Genomic DNA, 14,978 nt, shown 5'->3' on the forward strand with positions numbered 1-14,978 from the left:
GCGCGCCGTATGTGCGGGCCCGTTGCTCTCGGTGGCCCAGCCGGGGTCTGGGGCCGGGTAGTCGGTTCCGCCACGCTGGACGACCTTGGCGAAGCAGGCGTTCGCGGTGGTGCAGGCGGGCAGTCCGTACTGCGCGCGGTGGACGGCGAGGTCTGCCTCGGCGTCGGGGTTGTCGAAGGCGTCGACAATGGCGATGGTCTTGCCCGCCCCTCCGTCCGCGGGAAGGCCGTAGGCGCTGCGCAGATCGGCCGGGCCGAACCTCTGAGGGGCGTCCTCGGCGGCCCACGGGCCCTTGCGCGGCGTGACGTCGGTGCGGCGGAGGCCGAAGCAGGTGAACTCGTGCGGCTTGGGCGGGCCGCACAATGGTGTGGTATGCGGAGAACCGCGCCCCCCGGACACCGGGGAAGCGCGGCTCTCGGCCTGCGGTGGGTCAGTACGACGAGCCTGAGGCGCCCAGGGAGCCCGTCGGGTGCCAGACCGTCTTTGTTTCCAGGAATGCCGTCAGGCGGGTCGTGTCCGGAGTTGCCGACCAGTTGTCCACAGGCTGTGGACGGAGGACTCGCTTCAGGTTGTCCGCCGCCGCGATCTCCAGCTCCTTGGCCAGCACCTCGTCGGCGCCCGCGAGGTCGATCGCGTTGACGTCCTGGTGGGCGGCTAGGGGCGCCGCGATCTCCGCCGTACGGCCGGAGAGCACGTTGACGACTCCGCCGGGCACGTCGGAGGTGGCCAGCACCTCGGCGAGGGAGAGGGCGGGGAGCGGGGACTTCTCGGCGGCGATCACCACCGCCGTGTTGCCCGTGGCGATCACAGGGGCCACCACGCTCACCAGGCCCAGGAACGACGACTCCTGCGGGGCCAGGACGGCCACCACGCCCGTCGGCTCGGGGGAGGAGAGGTTGAAGAAGGGGCCCGCGACCGGGTTGCCGCCGCCGACCACCTGGGCGATCTTGTCGGTCCAGCCGGCGTACCAGACCCAGCGGTCGATGGTCGCGTCGACGAGCACGGCCGCCTTCGACTTCGACAGTCCCTCGGCGTCGGCCACCTCGCGCACGAACTGGTCCCGGCGGCCCTCCAGCATCTCCGCGACGCGGTAGAGCACCTGACCGCGGTTGTAGGCCGTGGCCCCAGACCAGTCGCCGAACGCCTTGCGGGCGGCGACCACCGCGTCACGGGCGTCCTTGCGGGAGGAGAGGGGCGCGTTCGCCAGCCAGTTGCCCTTGGAGTCCGTCACCTCGTACACCCGGCCGCTCTCGGAACGCGGGAACTTCCCGCCGACGTACAGCTTGTAGGTCTTGAACACACTGAGTCGCTCAGACATCGAGGTACGCCTCCAGGCCGTGGCGGCCGCCCTCGCGGCCGAAGCCCGACTCCTTGTAGCCGCCGAACGGCGAGGTGGGGTCGAACTTGTTGAACGTGTTGGACCAGATCACGCCCGCGCGGAGCTTGTTGGCGACGGCCAGGATCCGGGACCCCTTCTCCGTCCAGATGCCGGCGGAGAGGCCGTACGGGGTGTTGTTGGCCTTCGCCACCGCCTCGTCCGGGGTGCGGAAGGTCAGGACCGACAGGACAGGGCCGAAGATCTCGTCGCGGGCGATGGTGTGGGCCTGGGTGACGTTCGTGAAGAGCGTCGGGGCGAACCAGTAGCCGGCGGACGGGATCTCGCAGGCCGCGGACCAGCGCTCGGCGCCCTCCGCCTCGCCCTGCTCGACGAGGGAGGTGATGCGCGCGAGCTGCTCCTCGGAGTTGATCGCGCCGATGTCGGTGTTCTTGTCCAGCGGGTCGCCGAGGCGGAGGGTCGACAGGCGGCGCTTGAGGGAGTCCAGCAGTTCGTCGTGGATCGACTCCTGGACGAGGAGCCGGCTGCCGGCGCAGCAGACCTGGCCCTGGTTGAAGAAGATCCCGTTGACGATGCCCTCGACGGCCTGGTCGATGGGGGCGTCGTCGAAGACGATGTTGGCGCCCTTGCCGCCCAGTTCGAGGGTGAGCTTCTTGCGGGTGCCCGCGACGGTCCGCGCGATCTCCTTGCCGACGGCGGTGGAGCCGGTGAAGGCGACCTTGTTCACATCCGGGTGGGCGACGAGCGCGGCGCCCGCGTCGCCGTATCCCGGGAGGATGTTGACGACGCCCTTGGGGAGGCCCGCCTGGCGGCAGATGTCCGCGAAGAAGAGCGCGGAGAGCGGGGTCGTCTCGGCGGGCTTCAGGACCACCGTGTTGCCGGTGGCGAGGGCCGGGGCGATCTTCCACGCCAGCATCAGGAGCGGGAAGTTCCAGGGGATGACCTGGCCGGCCACGCCGAGTGGCCGGGGCTCCGGGCCGAAACCGGCGTGGTCGAGCTTGTCCGCCCACCCCGCGTAGTAGAAGAAGTGCGCGGCCACGAGGGGGAGATCCGCGTCCCTCGTCTCCTTGATCGGCTTGCCGTTGTCCAGCGTCTCCAGGACGGCCAGCTCACGGCTGCGCTCCTGGATGACGCGGGCGATGCGGAAGAGGTACTTGGCGCGCTCGGAGCCCGGCAGCGCGGACCACTTCTCGAAGGCCCTGCGGGCGGCCTTGACGGCCCGGTCGACGTCCTCGGCACCCGCACGGGCGACCTCGGAGAGGACCTCCTCCGTGCTGGGGCTGACGGTCTTGAAGGCCTTGCCGTCGGCGGCGTCGGTGAACTCGCCGTCGATGAAGAGGCCGTAGGCGGGCGCGATGTCGACGACCGAGCGGGACTCGGGCGCCGGTGCGTACTCAAAAGTCATGGTCGGTCAGTCCACCGTCACGTAGTCGGGGCCGGAGTAGCGGCCGGTGGCCAGCTTCTGACGCTGCATCAGCAGGTCGTTCAGGAGCGAGGAGGCGCCGAAGCGGAACCAGTGGTTGTCCAGCCAGTTAGCGCCGGCGGTCTCGTTGACGAGGACGAGGAACTTGATCGCGTCCTTGCTGGTCCGGATGCCGCCGGCGGGCTTGACGCCGACCTGGACACCGGTCTGCGCGCGGAAGTCGCGCACGGCCTCCAGCATGAGCAGGGTGTTCGCCGGGGTCGCGTTCACCGCCACCTTGCCGGTGGACGTCTTGATGAAGTCGGCGCCGGCGAGCATCCCCAGCCAGGAGGCCCGGCGGATGTTGTCGTACGTCGACAGCTCGCCGGTCTCGAAGATGACCTTGAGCCGGGCCGACGTCCCGCAGGACTCCTTCACGGCGACGATCTCGTCGTACACCTTGCGGTAATTCCCCGCGAGGAACGCCCCACGGTCGATGACCATGTCGATCTCGTCGGCACCCGCGGCCACGGCGTGCCGCACGTCGGCGAGCTTGACCGGCAGGGCCGCGCGGCCCGCCGGGAAGGCGGTGGCGACCGAGGCGACCTTGACGCCGGAGCCGGCGACGGCCTCCTTCGCCGTGGCCACCATGTCGGGGTAGACACAGACGGCGGCCGTGGCGGGGGTCGTACGGTCCGTCGGATCCGGGTGGACCGCCTTGGCGCCGAGCGCCCGGACCTTGCCCGGGGTGTCCGCGCCTTCCAGCGTCGTCAGGTCGACCATCGAGATGGCGAGGTCGATGGCGTACGCCTTCGCGGTGGTCTTGATGGAACGGGTCCCGAGGGAGGCGGCTCGTGCCTCCAGGCCGACCGCGTCGACGCCGGGCAGCCCGTGGAGGAAGCGGCGCAGCGTGCTGTCGGACGCGGTGACGTCAGCAAGTGCGTGGGGTGCGGTGGTGGGCATGGTCACAAGCCGAGCATATCTACGCGCGTAGCGGCTGTACACCCCGAGGGAACGGTTCCTCTTGGCGCCGGGGAGCTGCCCCACCTATAGGCGCGGGCGACGCCCCCTCGGCGCTACGGCGCACGCCTGAGGCACAATCACGGCATGACCACGCCCCTCGTCAAGGACCGCATCTACCGCTCGCCCCAGGCGCTGATCGGTGGCGTACTCCTGCTCGTCATCGTCGGCTGGCTGGGCCTCGACGCGTTGTTCCGGGGCCACGGCCACACCCCCTGGCTCGCCCTGGCCGCCCTGATCCTCGTCGTGCCGCTGGTGGTGGCGTTCACCCTGCGCCCGGCGGTGTTCGCGGGCGAGGACCGGCTGCGCGTACGGAACCCGTTCCGGGTGATCACGGTGCCGTGGGGGGAGATCGTCTCCCTGCGCTCCGGTTACTCGAACGAGGTGATCGTCAAGTCAGGCGCGAAGTACCAGCTGTGGGCGGTCCCCGTCTCCCTGCGGGGCCGCAAGAAGGCGGCGCGTCGGCAGGCGAAGGCGGAGTCGGACGCGCGGCGCGGGCGGACGGGGTCCGCCCGGCACGGTCTCGGCGGGTTCGGCATGGGCGGCGGCATGGGCGGTGGCATGACCGGTGGGGCGTTCGGGGGCCTGCGGGAGGCCGACGACGCGACCGGGCCGGTGCGCGCGGAGACCGACAAGGTCATGGACGACCTGCGGGAGATGCTGGAGAACCGGGGCCCGGCTGAGTCGGCGCAGGGCGAGGTCACTGTCCGCTGGGCGTACGAGGTGGCCGCGCCGGCGGTCGCGGGTGCGGTGCTGCTGGCGATTCTGCTGGCGGTGGGCTGACCGACACGCCGGGCCGGCACCCGCCCCCGCCGCTCGAGCCCGCGCTACCGGCGGCTCACGGTGTTCCCGGCGGGGACCTCGGGCTGGACTCCAGTCCCGCCCGCGACGCTGCTGCTGCCGCCGCCTCCTCGTGCGATCGAGGCCGTCCGGGCCGCGGTGCCGTGCCGACGAGGGCGATGCCCCGGCGATGAGTCCAGGGCCGTTGTCCCCGGGCCGGCCCGTCGCGATCGCTGGGCAGGCCCGACGATCCGGCTGCGGCCTTCGGGCTTGGTGCCGGACTCTCGGGCTCGGTGCCGCACCGGGACCGTGGCGCCCGTGCTGACTGGCTGTTCCCTATCCGTTCGGGTGGTCGGTCCGATTCCAACGGGGTGCTGGATCGGGTGAGTTGGCTGGTGGCGAGGCATAGCAGAAGGGCCTCTTGGTAGCTCATCCGACGAGGGCGAGGTTACGCAACCGGGCCACGGCTTGGACGGCGTGATGGCGGCTGTCACGTACCCGCGGCCGTCGCGGAGGACCTTGTAGTTCCTCATCGGCTGCCTCTCCTATCCCTGTTGCCCTCACACCAGCGGCACCGCCCGGCCAGCGCCCGAGGTCAGAGCAAGCGGGGAAGCAGGTCACGCGACCAGGGCCCGCAAATCCTCGGCGAACCGGTCACGATCCTCCGGCAGGAGAGGCCTGGGGAAGAAGCGGCGGGACGTTCTCCACATGCACCTGGAAGCGGCCACAGTCGTCTTCGTGCCCTCCCGGGTCAGGCGTACGAACCGTCCACTCCGGTCACCAGCGTCCTCATCCCACTCGACCAGCCCGGCCGCCTCCATACTGTCCAGCAAGCGGGTCGCACCGCTCGCCGTCAGCACCTGCTCCCGGGCGATGGCCCGCATCGACAGCGCCCGCTTGCCGGCGCGGCCAATGATGACCAGCACCTGGTACATGAGGTAATTGATGCCCCCATTCGTGCTCCAGGGACCACGCCCGGATGGGCTCCAGCCGGTTCGCCATGCCTTACGACCAACTGGTTGTTCGCCGCGCCCTTCGTGATCGAGGTGCCCGCCTGTTCGTCCACGGCCCCGGCTCACTTGCGCCGTACCGAAACCATCATCCGATCATTCCACGCAAGAGCCGACGGGCCGGTCCGGCGCCTCACCGAAGGATGCCAGGGGGCGACTCAGCCCTGGCGCTCGTTCTCCCAGTCGAGCAGTTTCACGTGCCCCACCGTCTCGATGTGGGTGTGCATCGCGTGCGCGGCCCCTTCGCCGTCCCCCGCCCGGATCGCCTCGGCGACCTGACGGTGTTGTTCGAGGGAGCGAGCGGGACGACCTGGCTGACGCAGGGACTCGGTGCGACTCTCGGCGATGGACAGCGAGATCTCCGCCATGAAGTCGGCGAGCAGGGTGCTGTGCGCGGCCGACGTGACAGCGGCATGGAAGCGCTGATCCTCCTCGACGCCCGATTCGCCCCGGTCCACCGCGTCCGTCATGGCGGCCAGCGCGGCGTCGATCTCGGCGAGGTCGCCCTCGGTGCGGCGAGCAGCCGCGAGCGCCGCCAGCTTGGTCTCCAGTGCATCGCGGGCGTCAAGTACGTCCGGCAGCCGTCGGCGCCTGTCGATCATGGTTTCCAACGGTTCGGCGTTCAACCGATCCCGCAGGAGGTAGGTGCCGCCGCCGTGGCGCACCTCGACGAGGCCCTGAACCTCCAGCGCGACAATCGCCTGGCGGACTGAGGTACGGCTCACTCCCAGCCGGTCGGCCAGGTCCCGCTCGGGAGGAAGGCGGTCACCGGCCTTGAGTCCCTCCGTCTTCACGTACTCCCGGAGTCGTTCCACCACCTGCTCGTACAGGCGGGGGCGTGCCAGTGGACGCAAAGACTCACTCACCGGTGCGGATCCCTTCCCCAACGACGAATTCTCCGGACGTACGCACCGACCCTTGACAGCCGATCGGAAGCCGCTTGACACTCTAGCCCACGGTCTAGTGGTCCAGTGGTCCACCCAATTTTTCGATGCTTCCTGGACCGCCTGATGGACCCTCAAGCAAGGTATTCGTTCAACGAAAGGCCGCGTGCAGGCATGACCCCTCAGCCGCACACCGTCCCCGAGCCCGCCACCACCGCTCACCCAGGCCCTGCCGCCCTCGCCGGCGTCAGGGTCCTGGACCTGTCACGCATTCTGTCGGGTCCCGTCGCCACCATGATCCTGGCCGACCTGGGCGCCGACGTCGTCAAGGTCGAGGACACCAAGGACGGCGACGACACCCGTCAGTGGGCGCCGCCGTACCAGGGAAGCGAGGCCGCCTACTTCCTCGCCGCCAACCGCAACAAGCGTGGCATCAGCGTCGACCTCAAGTCCGAGCAGGGCCGGGAGTTCGTCCTGCGCTTGGCCGACCGAGCCGACGTGGTGGTGGAGAATTTCCGCCCCGGCACCGCCGACCGGCTCGGCCTCGGCTATCGCGCCCTGTCCGCCCGCAACCCACGGCTCGTCTACGCGTCCATCTCCGGATACGGGCAGACCGGCCCGTGGGCCGCCCGGCCCGGATACGACGCCATCGCCCAGGCGCAGAGCGGCATGATGAGCATCACCGGGGAAGCGGGCGGCCCACCGCTGCGGCCCGGCGTCGCCACGGCCGACATCGGCGCCGGTATGTGGGCGACGATCGGCATCCTGGCCGCCCTGTACGCCAGGCAGTCGACAGACCAGGGCCAGCACCTGGACGTCTCCCTGCTCGACGGACAACTGGCCTGGCTCACCTACGTGGCCGGCGGCTGGTTTGCCACCGGCACCTCGCCGGGCCCGCACGGCTCGGCCCACCCCACGATCGTGCCATACCAGGCCCTGCCCACCGCCGACAGCCACCTGATGATCGCCGCCGGCAACGACAGGCTCTTCCAGCGCCTCACCGAGGCAATCGGCGTGCCGGAACTGGCCACCGACCCGCGCTTCGCCGGCAACCCCGACCGGGTTCGGCACCGTGACGAACTGATCCCCCTCCTGGAAGCCGCACTCTCCCGGCGGGGCAGTGCCGAGTGGGCCGAACTCCTGGACACCGCCGGAGTGCCGTGCGCCCCGATCGCCACCGTCGAGGAAGCACTGACCAGCCCACAGGCGAAGGTCCGCGACATGGTCGTAGAACTCGACCACCCCACGGCGGGTCGGCTGCGCACTGTGGGCAGCCCGCTGAAACTCAGTCACACCCCGGTCGACTTCCGCGGCGCGCCACCACTGCTCGGCCAGCACACCGACCAGGTACTCGCCGAAACCGGATACTCCCCAGAGGAGATCGCCGATCTGCGCGCGGCGGGAGCCGTCCGATGACCCGCCCCGATGCTGCCAACGTCCGGCGCGAGGCCGCGGGCCCCCGCCGAAGGCGAGAAGCCACCGCTACCGACCCGACGTCCGCGGACCGGCACGGCCACTCAATCGAAGGCCGGGTCCAGGGCGCTGACGCCGCGATGCGGACCGGCACAGCCGCCACCGGGTATGACGGTGCGGTGAGCGTTCAGCGCGAGGGGGCGCTCGCCACCATATATGTCGGCGCCGGTCGCCGCGCCAATGCCCTCGGCACCCGCGACTGGGGGGCTCTGGCAGCCCTGTTCGACTCGCTTGGTGAGGATCCGGCGCTGCGCGCCGTCATCGTTTCAGGACGCGGCTCTTCCACCTTCACCGCCGGCTCCGACATGCGGGAATGGCTCTCCGCCGACCCAACTCGGATCGACGCGAGTTTCGCCGCCATGGAGCGCGCGCTGAGCGCCGTCGAGCGACTGCCAGTCCCGGTCGTCGCCCGGATCCGCGGCTCGGCCGTCGGCGCCGGATGCCAGCTGGCCTGCGCCTGCGACGTGCGCATCGTCACCGAGGACGCCCGGATGGGCATGCCCATAGCCCGCTGGGGCATCCTCGTCCCGCCCGCCTTCGCCGCCCGCATCGCCCTGCTGACCGGCCCCGCCACCGCTCGCGATCTCCTGCTCACGGGGCGGTTGGTGCGGGGCCGGGAGGCGGTGCGACTCGGGCTGGCCAGCGCAAGCGTCGCAGACGCGGACCTCGACGCCGCCACGGCCGATCTCGTCGCGTCGATCACCGCCCACCCCCCGGCGGCGGTCCGGGCCGCCAAGCGGGCCGTCGACACCGTCATAGCCCCCACCCGCGAACGCCTGAACCAGCTCCCCGCCGGCCCCTCGGCAGACTACGAAAGCATGCAACTGGGCCTCAGCTCCTTCCTCTCCGACGTCACCGGCGCAGGCTGATCCACACCCTCCGCCGACCGCACTGGCCCTACAGTCCCTTCATCGTCACCCTCCCCAGAGCCGAATCGAGGTCCCCGTGACGATCAACGAACGCACCAGCGCGCCCACCACCTCTCACGACAGGCCAGAACGTCTCAGCAAAGCCCAACGCCACGCCTTCTGGGGCTCGTTCGGCGGCTGGGCCATGGACGGCTTCAACTGGACGATCTTCGGACTCGTCCTCGCCCCCACCATGGCCACCCTGCTCCCCCGCGCGGGCATCGACCCGACCCCGGAGAACATCGGCTGGTACGGCCAGATCAGCGCCGCCCTCTTCCTCCTCGGCTGGGGCTGCTCGGCGATCTGGGGCCCCATCGCCGACCGCTTCGGCCGCAAGCCCGCGATGATGGCCTCCATCCTGATATACGCCGTCTTCACCGCCCTGGCCGGCATCGCTTCCAATCTCTGGGAATGGAACGCCTACCGCTTCCTGGCCGCCGTGGGTGTCGGCGGCGAATGGGCCATGGCCGGCACCCTGCTCTCTGAGGTCATGCCCGAACGCGTCCGGGAACGCTTCGGCGGCCTCATGCACTCCGCCGCCTACTTCGGCGTACTCGCTGTCTCCGCCGTCTACCTCCTGGCCGGACCCGAACTCGGCTGGCGCGGCATGTTCCTGCTCGGCGGTATCCCCGCCCTCGCCGTCTTCCTCATCCGCCGCACCACCCCGGAACCCGAGCGCTGGCAGGAGACCGCTGGCGCCCGACTCCAGCGCTCGTTCTGGCAGCCTGTGATCGAGGTGCTCACCCCGCCGTACCGCGCCCGCACGCTCGGCAACCTACTGCTCCTCGTGGTGTGCGTGATCGGCCTCTGGGCCGGCTCCACCTACGTCCCCACCGCCATGAACAACCTCTCTGTGGACGCCGGTTACGCCCACACGACCACGATCCGTCTCGCCGGAATCTCCTCTATGACAGTGGCCGCCTTCACCATTCTCGGCTGCTTCGCTGTACCACGTATGGCGGCAAGGCTCGGCCGACGCGGAACCCTGGCGACCGCGTTCGGGCTGATGATCGTCGGTACGGTCGGCGCGTACGGCGTCGCCTACCCCCTGCACTCGATTGCTTTGACCTTCGTCTTCCTGCCGGTACTCGGCCTGGGCGGAGCGAGCTTCGCGGTGTTCACCATCTGGCTGCCCGAGCAGTACCCCACTCGGATGCGCGCTACCGCCTTCGCCCTCACCACCACCGTGTCACGCTGGGTCGCCGCCGCCGGTACCTTCCTCATCGGCTACGGCATTCATGCGACCGGCTCCCTCACGCTCCCCCTCAGCCTCACCGCCGTGGTCTTCGCCATCGGCATCGGTCTTGTCCGGCTCGCACCCGAGACGCGCGATCAAGCACTTCCTTCCTGACACAGGTACGTGGCCTCACCCGAAGCCGGGTGAGGCCACAGAAGCTTTCACGGTCAAGCACGGGTCGGTCCGATTCGAACGGGGTGCTGGATCGGGTGAGTTGGCTGGTGGCGAGGCATAGCAGAAGGGGCTCTTGGTGGCTCGCGGTTGTCGAGTCCAGCGAGAAGCAAGAGGCCCTGTTGTCGAAGTGTTGCGTGGTCGCGGTTGGCGGGTCCAGTCCGTCCACTCCTGTGTGACTGTCTCGCCCACAGGTTCGGGAACGCGGCCGACCGGCCGGAGCGCCGGCCCCGGTACGGCTCGGACATGAGCGATGCCGAGTGGGCAAGGGTGCGGGATCTGCTGCCGGTGCCGGGATGGCTGGCGGGCCGGGGCGGCCGTCCGGAGGGCTACTGCCACCGGCAGATGATCGACGCGGTGCGCTACCTCGTCGACAACGGCATCAAGTGGCGGGCAATGCCCGCGGATTTCCCGCCCTGGCCGCGGGTGTATGCCTTCTTCGCCCGCTGGCGGGATGCGGGCCTGGTGGCCGAGCTCCATGACCGGCTGCGCGGGGCCGTCCGCGACGCTGAGGGCCGTGACCAGGAGCCGAGTGCGGCGGTCGTGGACTCGCAGTCGGTGAAGGCGGACGCCACCGTCACCTTCGCCTCACGGGGATACGACGCCGGGAAGAAGATCAACGGGCGCAAGCGGCACCTGCTCACCGACACCCTCGGACTCCTTCTGACGGTGCTGGTCACACCGGCGTCCACGACCGACCGGGACGCCGCCCGGATCCTGCTGCCGGCGGCGAAGAACCGCTACCGGCGGCCGGCCCGGATCTGCGCCGACGGCGGTTACACCGGCCACCTCGCCGACTGGACCGCGGCACACCTCGGACTCGTCCTCGACATCGTCCGCCGCAGCGACGACGTCAGCGGCTTTCAGGTCCTGCCCCGCCGCTGGGTCGTGGAAAGATCCTTCGCCTGGTTCCTGCGCAGCCGGCGGCTGGTCCGTGACTACGAACGGCGCACCGACACCAGCGAAGCCGTCATCCTGTGGTCGATGACCACGCTCATGAGCCGCCGCCTGGCCGCCCGGCACCAGCGGCCTGTTCCGGTGTCGGCAGCATGAACCTGCCCGGCTTCTCCTCGACCAGCCAGCCCCGCTCCACCAGCCGCTTCAGCCGTGCCCTAGCCCCCTCGACACGGGAAGCGGAGGCGCTGTCCCAGCCCAGCACCACTGCTGCCCGCCGGGCACCCAGCCCGTCGCCCGCCGCCTCCACCACGGCGGCCATCAACGCCTGGTAGTCCGGCGACAACTCCTCGGCCCCGGTGATGTTCTGCCGGTGAGGCACCGCCCGGCGCGGGCCCACCGGCTTCTTCTGTGACACCCCGCCGATCACTTCGGCGGCCGCACCGTCCTCGGCCAGCGCCTCCAGATACTGCTCCAGGCCGATCACCCGACGCCTGAGCACCTCTTCCGCATCCGCCAGAGCCACCCGCACCCGCTCCGACTCGGCCTCGAGCTCTTCCACCCGAACTGCCGCGGCCTTCTGCCGCGCTTCCAACACAGCCCGCATCGACGGCATCAGCCACCCCGACAACATCCCGGCCAGCAACGAACCGAGACTCCCGCAACAGCTCCGATCTCATGTCTGACCAGCAAGAGTCACACACGAGGTTTGGAAAGAGAACGACCTCTGATGAGGCGCGGGCGCCCGTGCCCCTGGCGGGGGTCCCTGGACTGCGCCCCTTGGACCGGCCGGCCGAGCTTGCCGGGCCGACCCGTCGATCCGGCCGCCGCCTCGGCCTTGTCGCCGCTGCCCCTGCCCCGCCCCCGCCCCCAAGCGCACAGTGCCGGGCCCTCCGTTGTGGATGGCCCGGCACCGTTGTTCAGGGGTTCGCTCGGTCGGAGGTCAGCGCACGTCGACGAAGTCGGCCGCGGAGACCGCGGCCGCGGTGCCGGCCGTACCGGCGTAGGACCAGCGGTAGTCGCCGTCGTCGTACGCGCGGACGGTGGTGGAGACGGTGCCGTCGGCGGCGGTGGTGGCGGACTTGAGGGTGCTCCAGGTGGTGCAGCCGGCGCGGCGGAACTGCAGGTCCACGGACTGGCCGGCCGCGGCGGCGACGTAGCTGCCGGTGGCCCAGGCCGCGTTCTGCACGCCGCCCGTGACCGTGAGGATCCTGCCGTACCTCACCGGCTCGGGGGTGGCGTCGGCGGTGAGCTGGGTGTCGCGCTGCATGTTGAACGTGGCGGCGCTGTCCAGGAACTGGGCGTCGCTGTCGGCGGCGATCGCGTAGGCGCTGACGCTCCAGGCGCCGGCCAGCGAGTCGTTGGCCGGGGCGGTACCGGGGTTGAGGTTGAAGGTGAGGGTGCAGGTGCTGGTGGCGTCGGTCGTCGGCCCGCAGGCCGCCGTCGAGGCCACCGTGCTGTCCTGGGCGGCGTAAGAGCCGTGGTACAGCGTCGCGTTGATCGCGTCGAAGCCGGACGGGTCGGTGGCCGTGACCTCGACGGCGACGGTTCTCGCGCTCGTGCCGACGACCACGGGGTTACCGCTGTTGACGACCACGCTGGTGATCTTGGTGTCGCCGAACGTCTCGTCCGCGTGCGCGGCCGGAACGGCGATGGCGGACAGAGCTATGACACCGCACGCGGCGGCAGCAGCAGAGTAAAAGCGCATGCAAGTTCCCCAAGTTGAATGCGGCGGCTCGCTAATTCCCCGTCAGCGAGTCCGAATTGACGTGTGCAGCGTACTCATGCTGTGGAGATTTAGGAATGTTTCCGACGGGCGAATGCAAGAGGTTCTGCTTTTCCGGTAAAAAGAGGGGGTCCGAATATCGGGTGCGTCGATTCCATGGAAAGCCGAAGGGAAAACTCGACTCGAATTTCAGCGGACCTGGCGGCCACCTACGCGTACCGTGGTGCTGGTGCCGGCTCCCGGTGGACGCCGTGTGGCCTGCACCCTCCCCTGACGTTGCCTATGAGGCAGCTGTGTGAACGAGGGGCAACGTTCCCATGAAGCATGCCGGGTGCATTTAGACGAGGCGAACGTTGTCACACCCGTCTCACTACCCTGCGGGTGCCGCGTGAACGACGAACCGGTGTCGACGCATAAGGCTTTCCTGACGACGGGAACCGCAGGGGTGGGGATGGATGACGGGAAGACAGGGGGGCGCGGCCGTACCTGGCACGCGCTGTCAGATCGACATATCCGCAGACGGAAGTTACCTGTGGCGGCTCACCGCCACGAACGGCCGGGTGATCGCCGTGGCGGCTGTGACGTACCGCAACTACGCCGATTGTCGAGAGGCGTTCGAGCAGATGTGCGCACGGGTCGAGGGACTGCCCGGGGGTGTACACCACACCTCTGAAGGAAACGGCTGGGTCTGGCGGCTTCGTGATCCCGCCGACGGCACGCTGGCCGTGTCCTCGCGCGCGTATGAGCGGCACTCGACGTGCCAGGCCGCCTATGAACGGTTCCGGGCGCTCCTGGCCGACCTCGGGGCCGGCGCGATCGCCTGGGACGACATGGACTGAGAGCGGGCCGGGCCGTGGGCTCGGCGGCGCGCGCAGGGGGCCGGGGCCCGCCAATACGGCGGGCCCCGGCCCCTTTGGTTGCACCGTCGCAGGATCCCGACCCTCTGGCCTCGCCACCGGCAGGTCCCACCCCCTTCGACCGCACCCCCGGCGGGCTCCGCCCCGTACGTCTGCAAATTTCGCCGCGTTCACGTCAATCCCGGAAGTTGCCTCTCGGGGGTGTCTCGTTCATTTCCGTGTGCACGGGAGTCCATCGGGCCTCAGGAGCGTCGACCCATGTGACGACGCGAATTAATGAGCGACCTGTGGCTGCGGCGGACGACCCACCGAGACGCCTGTACGCCGACCCCGGCGCGACCGACCGCGTATTCAGGGGTGTTCTGCGTGGCGGTGGCGCCCTGGTGCTCGCGATCATGCTGCTCGTCGGCGGGTTTCTGACCTACCGGGCCTGGCAGGCGCTGTCGATCGCGAAGTGGGGTTTCATCACCACCGAGAGTTGGGAGCCCGACGGCGGCAACTTCGGTATCGCGGCCGTCCTCGTCGGCACGATCCTCATCGCGCTCGTCGCCATCGTCTTCGCGGTGCCGCTGGCACTCGGCACGTCGCTCTACATCTCCGAGTACGCCCCGGCGAGGATCCGCCAGACGCTCATCAGCATCGTCGACCTGATGGCCGCCGTGCCGTCGGTGGTCTACGGCCTGTGGGGACTGTTCTTCTTCCAGGGACACGTGGTCACCCTGTCCCGCTGGATCTCCACGTACTTCGGCTGGATACCGCTCTTCAAGGTCGACGGCGCCGATCCGAAGGACCCGCTCGCCACCGCCACCGTCTACACCTCTTCCACCTTCATCGCCGGCATCGTCGTGTCGCTGATGGTCGCGCCGATCATCTGCTCGGTGATGCGGGAGGTGTTCTCGCAGGCCCCGGTCGGCGAGCGCGAGGGCGCGTACGCGCTCGGCGCGAACCGCTGGGGCATGATCCGCAGCGTCGTCCTGCCCTTCGGCAAGGGCGGCATCATCGGCGGCACGATGCTGGGCCTGGGCCGGGCGCTCGGCGAGACCATCGCCGTGTACCTGATCATCTCGCCGGTGTTCGCGATCCAGCCGCACATCCTCCAGAACGGCACCAGCTCGGTCTCCTCGCTGATCGCCCTGCGCTACGGCGAGGCGAGCGAGGTCGGCATGTCGGCGCTGATGGCCGCGGGCCTAGCCCTGTTCCTGATGACCCTCGTCGTCAACTTCGTCGCGTCGTCGATCGTCGCCCGCAGCCGTTCCGGCGCGACGAGCGACTCCTGAGGA

At 69.9% G+C, this 14,978-nt stretch carries 14 protein-coding genes and 1 pseudogene; 7 read left to right on the forward strand and 8 right to left on the reverse strand.

Translation table 11 applies throughout. From position 1 onward, the window contains the following. Positions 1–27: 27 nt before the first annotated feature. The 4 genes and pseudogenes from ABZ396_RS33950 to deoC all read right to left on the reverse strand — a co-directional run. Positions 28–399 (reverse strand): annotated as a pseudogene (locus tag ABZ396_RS33950) (peptidase S8 and S53 subtilisin kexin sedolisin); the annotation flags it as partial. 31 nt (positions 400–430) lie between these two features. Continuing rightward, positions 431–1,318: an aldehyde dehydrogenase family protein gene (locus ABZ396_RS33955; RefSeq protein WP_358915728.1), complete on the reverse strand. Its 888-nt coding sequence runs from the start codon at positions 1,316–1,318 to the stop codon at positions 431–433. After that, complete coding sequence (locus ABZ396_RS33960; protein ID WP_358915726.1) at positions 1,311–2,741, reverse strand: aldehyde dehydrogenase family protein; 1,431 nt, start codon at positions 2,739–2,741, stop codon at positions 1,311–1,313. Before ABZ396_RS33960 ends, ABZ396_RS33955 begins: the two co-directional genes overlap by 8 nt. Positions 2,742–2,747: 6 nt before the next feature. After that, positions 2,748–3,701 carry a deoxyribose-phosphate aldolase gene (gene deoC / locus ABZ396_RS33965; RefSeq protein ID WP_358915915.1) on the reverse strand — a complete coding sequence of 318 codons (954 nt, stop codon included), beginning with the start codon at positions 3,699–3,701 and terminating at the stop codon, positions 2,748–2,750. Between the two features lie 144 nt (positions 3,702–3,845). Between deoC and ABZ396_RS33970 the strand changes: the two genes are divergently transcribed. Then, complete coding sequence (locus tag ABZ396_RS33970; protein ID WP_358915724.1) at positions 3,846–4,541, forward strand: PH domain-containing protein; 696 nt, start codon at positions 3,846–3,848, stop codon at positions 4,539–4,541. Between the two features lie 614 nt (positions 4,542–5,155). On the opposite strand, the gene ABZ396_RS33975 is transcribed toward ABZ396_RS33970, so the two are convergent. Then, positions 5,156–5,473, reverse strand: coding sequence for a MarR family transcriptional regulator (locus ABZ396_RS33975; protein WP_358915722.1), 318 nt, complete (start codon positions 5,471–5,473; stop codon positions 5,156–5,158). A gap of 233 nt (positions 5,474–5,706) precedes the next feature. Continuing rightward, positions 5,707–6,414: a FadR/GntR family transcriptional regulator gene (locus ABZ396_RS33980; protein WP_358915720.1), complete on the reverse strand. Its 708-nt coding sequence runs from the start codon at positions 6,412–6,414 to the stop codon at positions 5,707–5,709. Positions 6,415–6,606: 192 nt separating this feature from the next. Here ABZ396_RS33980 and ABZ396_RS33985 point away from each other — a divergent pair, with 192 nt between their 5' ends. From ABZ396_RS33985 to ABZ396_RS34000, 4 genes are all read left to right on the forward strand, one after another. Continuing rightward, positions 6,607–7,848: a CaiB/BaiF CoA-transferase family protein gene (locus ABZ396_RS33985; RefSeq protein ID WP_358915718.1), complete on the forward strand. Its 1,242-nt coding sequence runs from the start codon at positions 6,607–6,609 to the stop codon at positions 7,846–7,848. 176 nt (positions 7,849–8,024) lie between these two features. Continuing rightward, positions 8,025–8,774 carry an enoyl-CoA hydratase/isomerase family protein gene (locus ABZ396_RS33990; protein ID WP_358915716.1) on the forward strand — a complete coding sequence of 250 codons (750 nt, stop codon included), beginning with the start codon at positions 8,025–8,027 and terminating at the stop codon, positions 8,772–8,774. Between the two features lie 76 nt (positions 8,775–8,850). After that, positions 8,851–10,164: an MFS transporter gene (locus ABZ396_RS33995; protein ID WP_358915714.1), complete on the forward strand. Its 1,314-nt coding sequence runs from the start codon at positions 8,851–8,853 to the stop codon at positions 10,162–10,164. A 303-nt stretch (positions 10,165–10,467) separates the two neighbouring features. After that, positions 10,468–11,274: an IS5 family transposase gene (locus ABZ396_RS34000; protein ID WP_358915712.1), complete on the forward strand. Its 807-nt coding sequence runs from the start codon at positions 10,468–10,470 to the stop codon at positions 11,272–11,274. Here the strand turns inward: ABZ396_RS34000 and ABZ396_RS34005 are convergent. Together ABZ396_RS34005 and ABZ396_RS34010 are read right to left on the reverse strand one after the other, a co-directional pair. Further along, entirely contained in the window at positions 11,216–11,722 is a 507-nt protein-coding gene (locus ABZ396_RS34005; RefSeq protein ID WP_358915913.1) for a hypothetical protein, read from the reverse strand. The two genes, ABZ396_RS34000 and ABZ396_RS34005, sit on opposite strands and share 59 nt — an antisense overlap. Positions 11,723–12,058: 336 nt before the next feature. Then, complete coding sequence (locus tag ABZ396_RS34010) at positions 12,059–12,823, reverse strand: calcium-binding protein (RefSeq protein WP_358915710.1); 765 nt, start codon at positions 12,821–12,823, stop codon at positions 12,059–12,061. A 473-nt stretch (positions 12,824–13,296) separates the two neighbouring features. Here ABZ396_RS34010 and ABZ396_RS34015 point away from each other — a divergent pair, with 473 nt between their 5' ends. Both ABZ396_RS34015 and pstC read left to right on the forward strand, forming a co-directional pair. Beyond that, positions 13,297–13,680 (forward strand): DUF1508 domain-containing protein, encoded by a 384-nt coding sequence (locus ABZ396_RS34015; protein WP_358915708.1) that lies wholly within the window; start codon positions 13,297–13,299, stop codon positions 13,678–13,680. 305 nt (positions 13,681–13,985) lie between these two features. Next, positions 13,986–14,975 carry a phosphate ABC transporter permease subunit PstC gene (pstC, locus tag ABZ396_RS34020; RefSeq protein ID WP_358915706.1) on the forward strand — a complete coding sequence of 330 codons (990 nt, stop codon included), beginning with the start codon at positions 13,986–13,988 and terminating at the stop codon, positions 14,973–14,975. Positions 14,976–14,978 lie beyond the last annotated feature (3 nt).

Source organism: Streptomyces sp. NPDC005866, from assembly GCF_040629895.1.
In the GTDB taxonomy this organism is placed as follows: Bacteria; Actinomycetota; Actinomycetes; order Streptomycetales; family Streptomycetaceae; genus Streptomyces.

Bases quoted from the DNA above. Each gene is read 5' to 3' on its own strand.
- ABZ396_RS33955 (WP_358915728.1), bottom strand. From the start codon at position 1,318: ATGTCTGAGCGACTCAGTGTGTTCAAGACCTACAAGCTGTACGTCGGC.
- ABZ396_RS33960 (WP_358915726.1), bottom strand. From the start codon at position 2,741: ATGACTTTTGAGTACGCACCGGCGCCCGAGTCCCGCTCGGTCGTCGAC.
- deoC (WP_358915915.1), bottom strand. From the start codon at position 3,701: ATGCCCACCACCGCACCCCACGCACTTGCTGACGTCACCGCGTCCGAC.
- ABZ396_RS33970 (WP_358915724.1), top strand. From the start codon at position 3,846: ATGACCACGCCCCTCGTCAAGGACCGCATCTACCGCTCGCCCCAGGCG.
- ABZ396_RS33975 (WP_358915722.1), bottom strand. From the start codon at position 5,473: ATGTACCAGGTGCTGGTCATCATTGGCCGCGCCGGCAAGCGGGCGCTG.
- ABZ396_RS33985 (WP_358915718.1), top strand. From the start codon at position 6,607: ATGACCCCTCAGCCGCACACCGTCCCCGAGCCCGCCACCACCGCTCAC.
- ABZ396_RS34000 (WP_358915712.1), top strand. From the start codon at position 10,468: ATGAGCGATGCCGAGTGGGCAAGGGTGCGGGATCTGCTGCCGGTGCCG.
- ABZ396_RS34005 (WP_358915913.1), bottom strand. From the start codon at position 11,722: ATGCGGGCTGTGTTGGAAGCGCGGCAGAAGGCCGCGGCAGTTCGGGTG.
- ABZ396_RS34010 (WP_358915710.1), bottom strand. From the start codon at position 12,823: ATGCGCTTTTACTCTGCTGCTGCCGCCGCGTGCGGTGTCATAGCTCTG.
- ABZ396_RS34015 (WP_358915708.1), top strand. From the start codon at position 13,297: ATGACGGGAAGACAGGGGGGCGCGGCCGTACCTGGCACGCGCTGTCAG.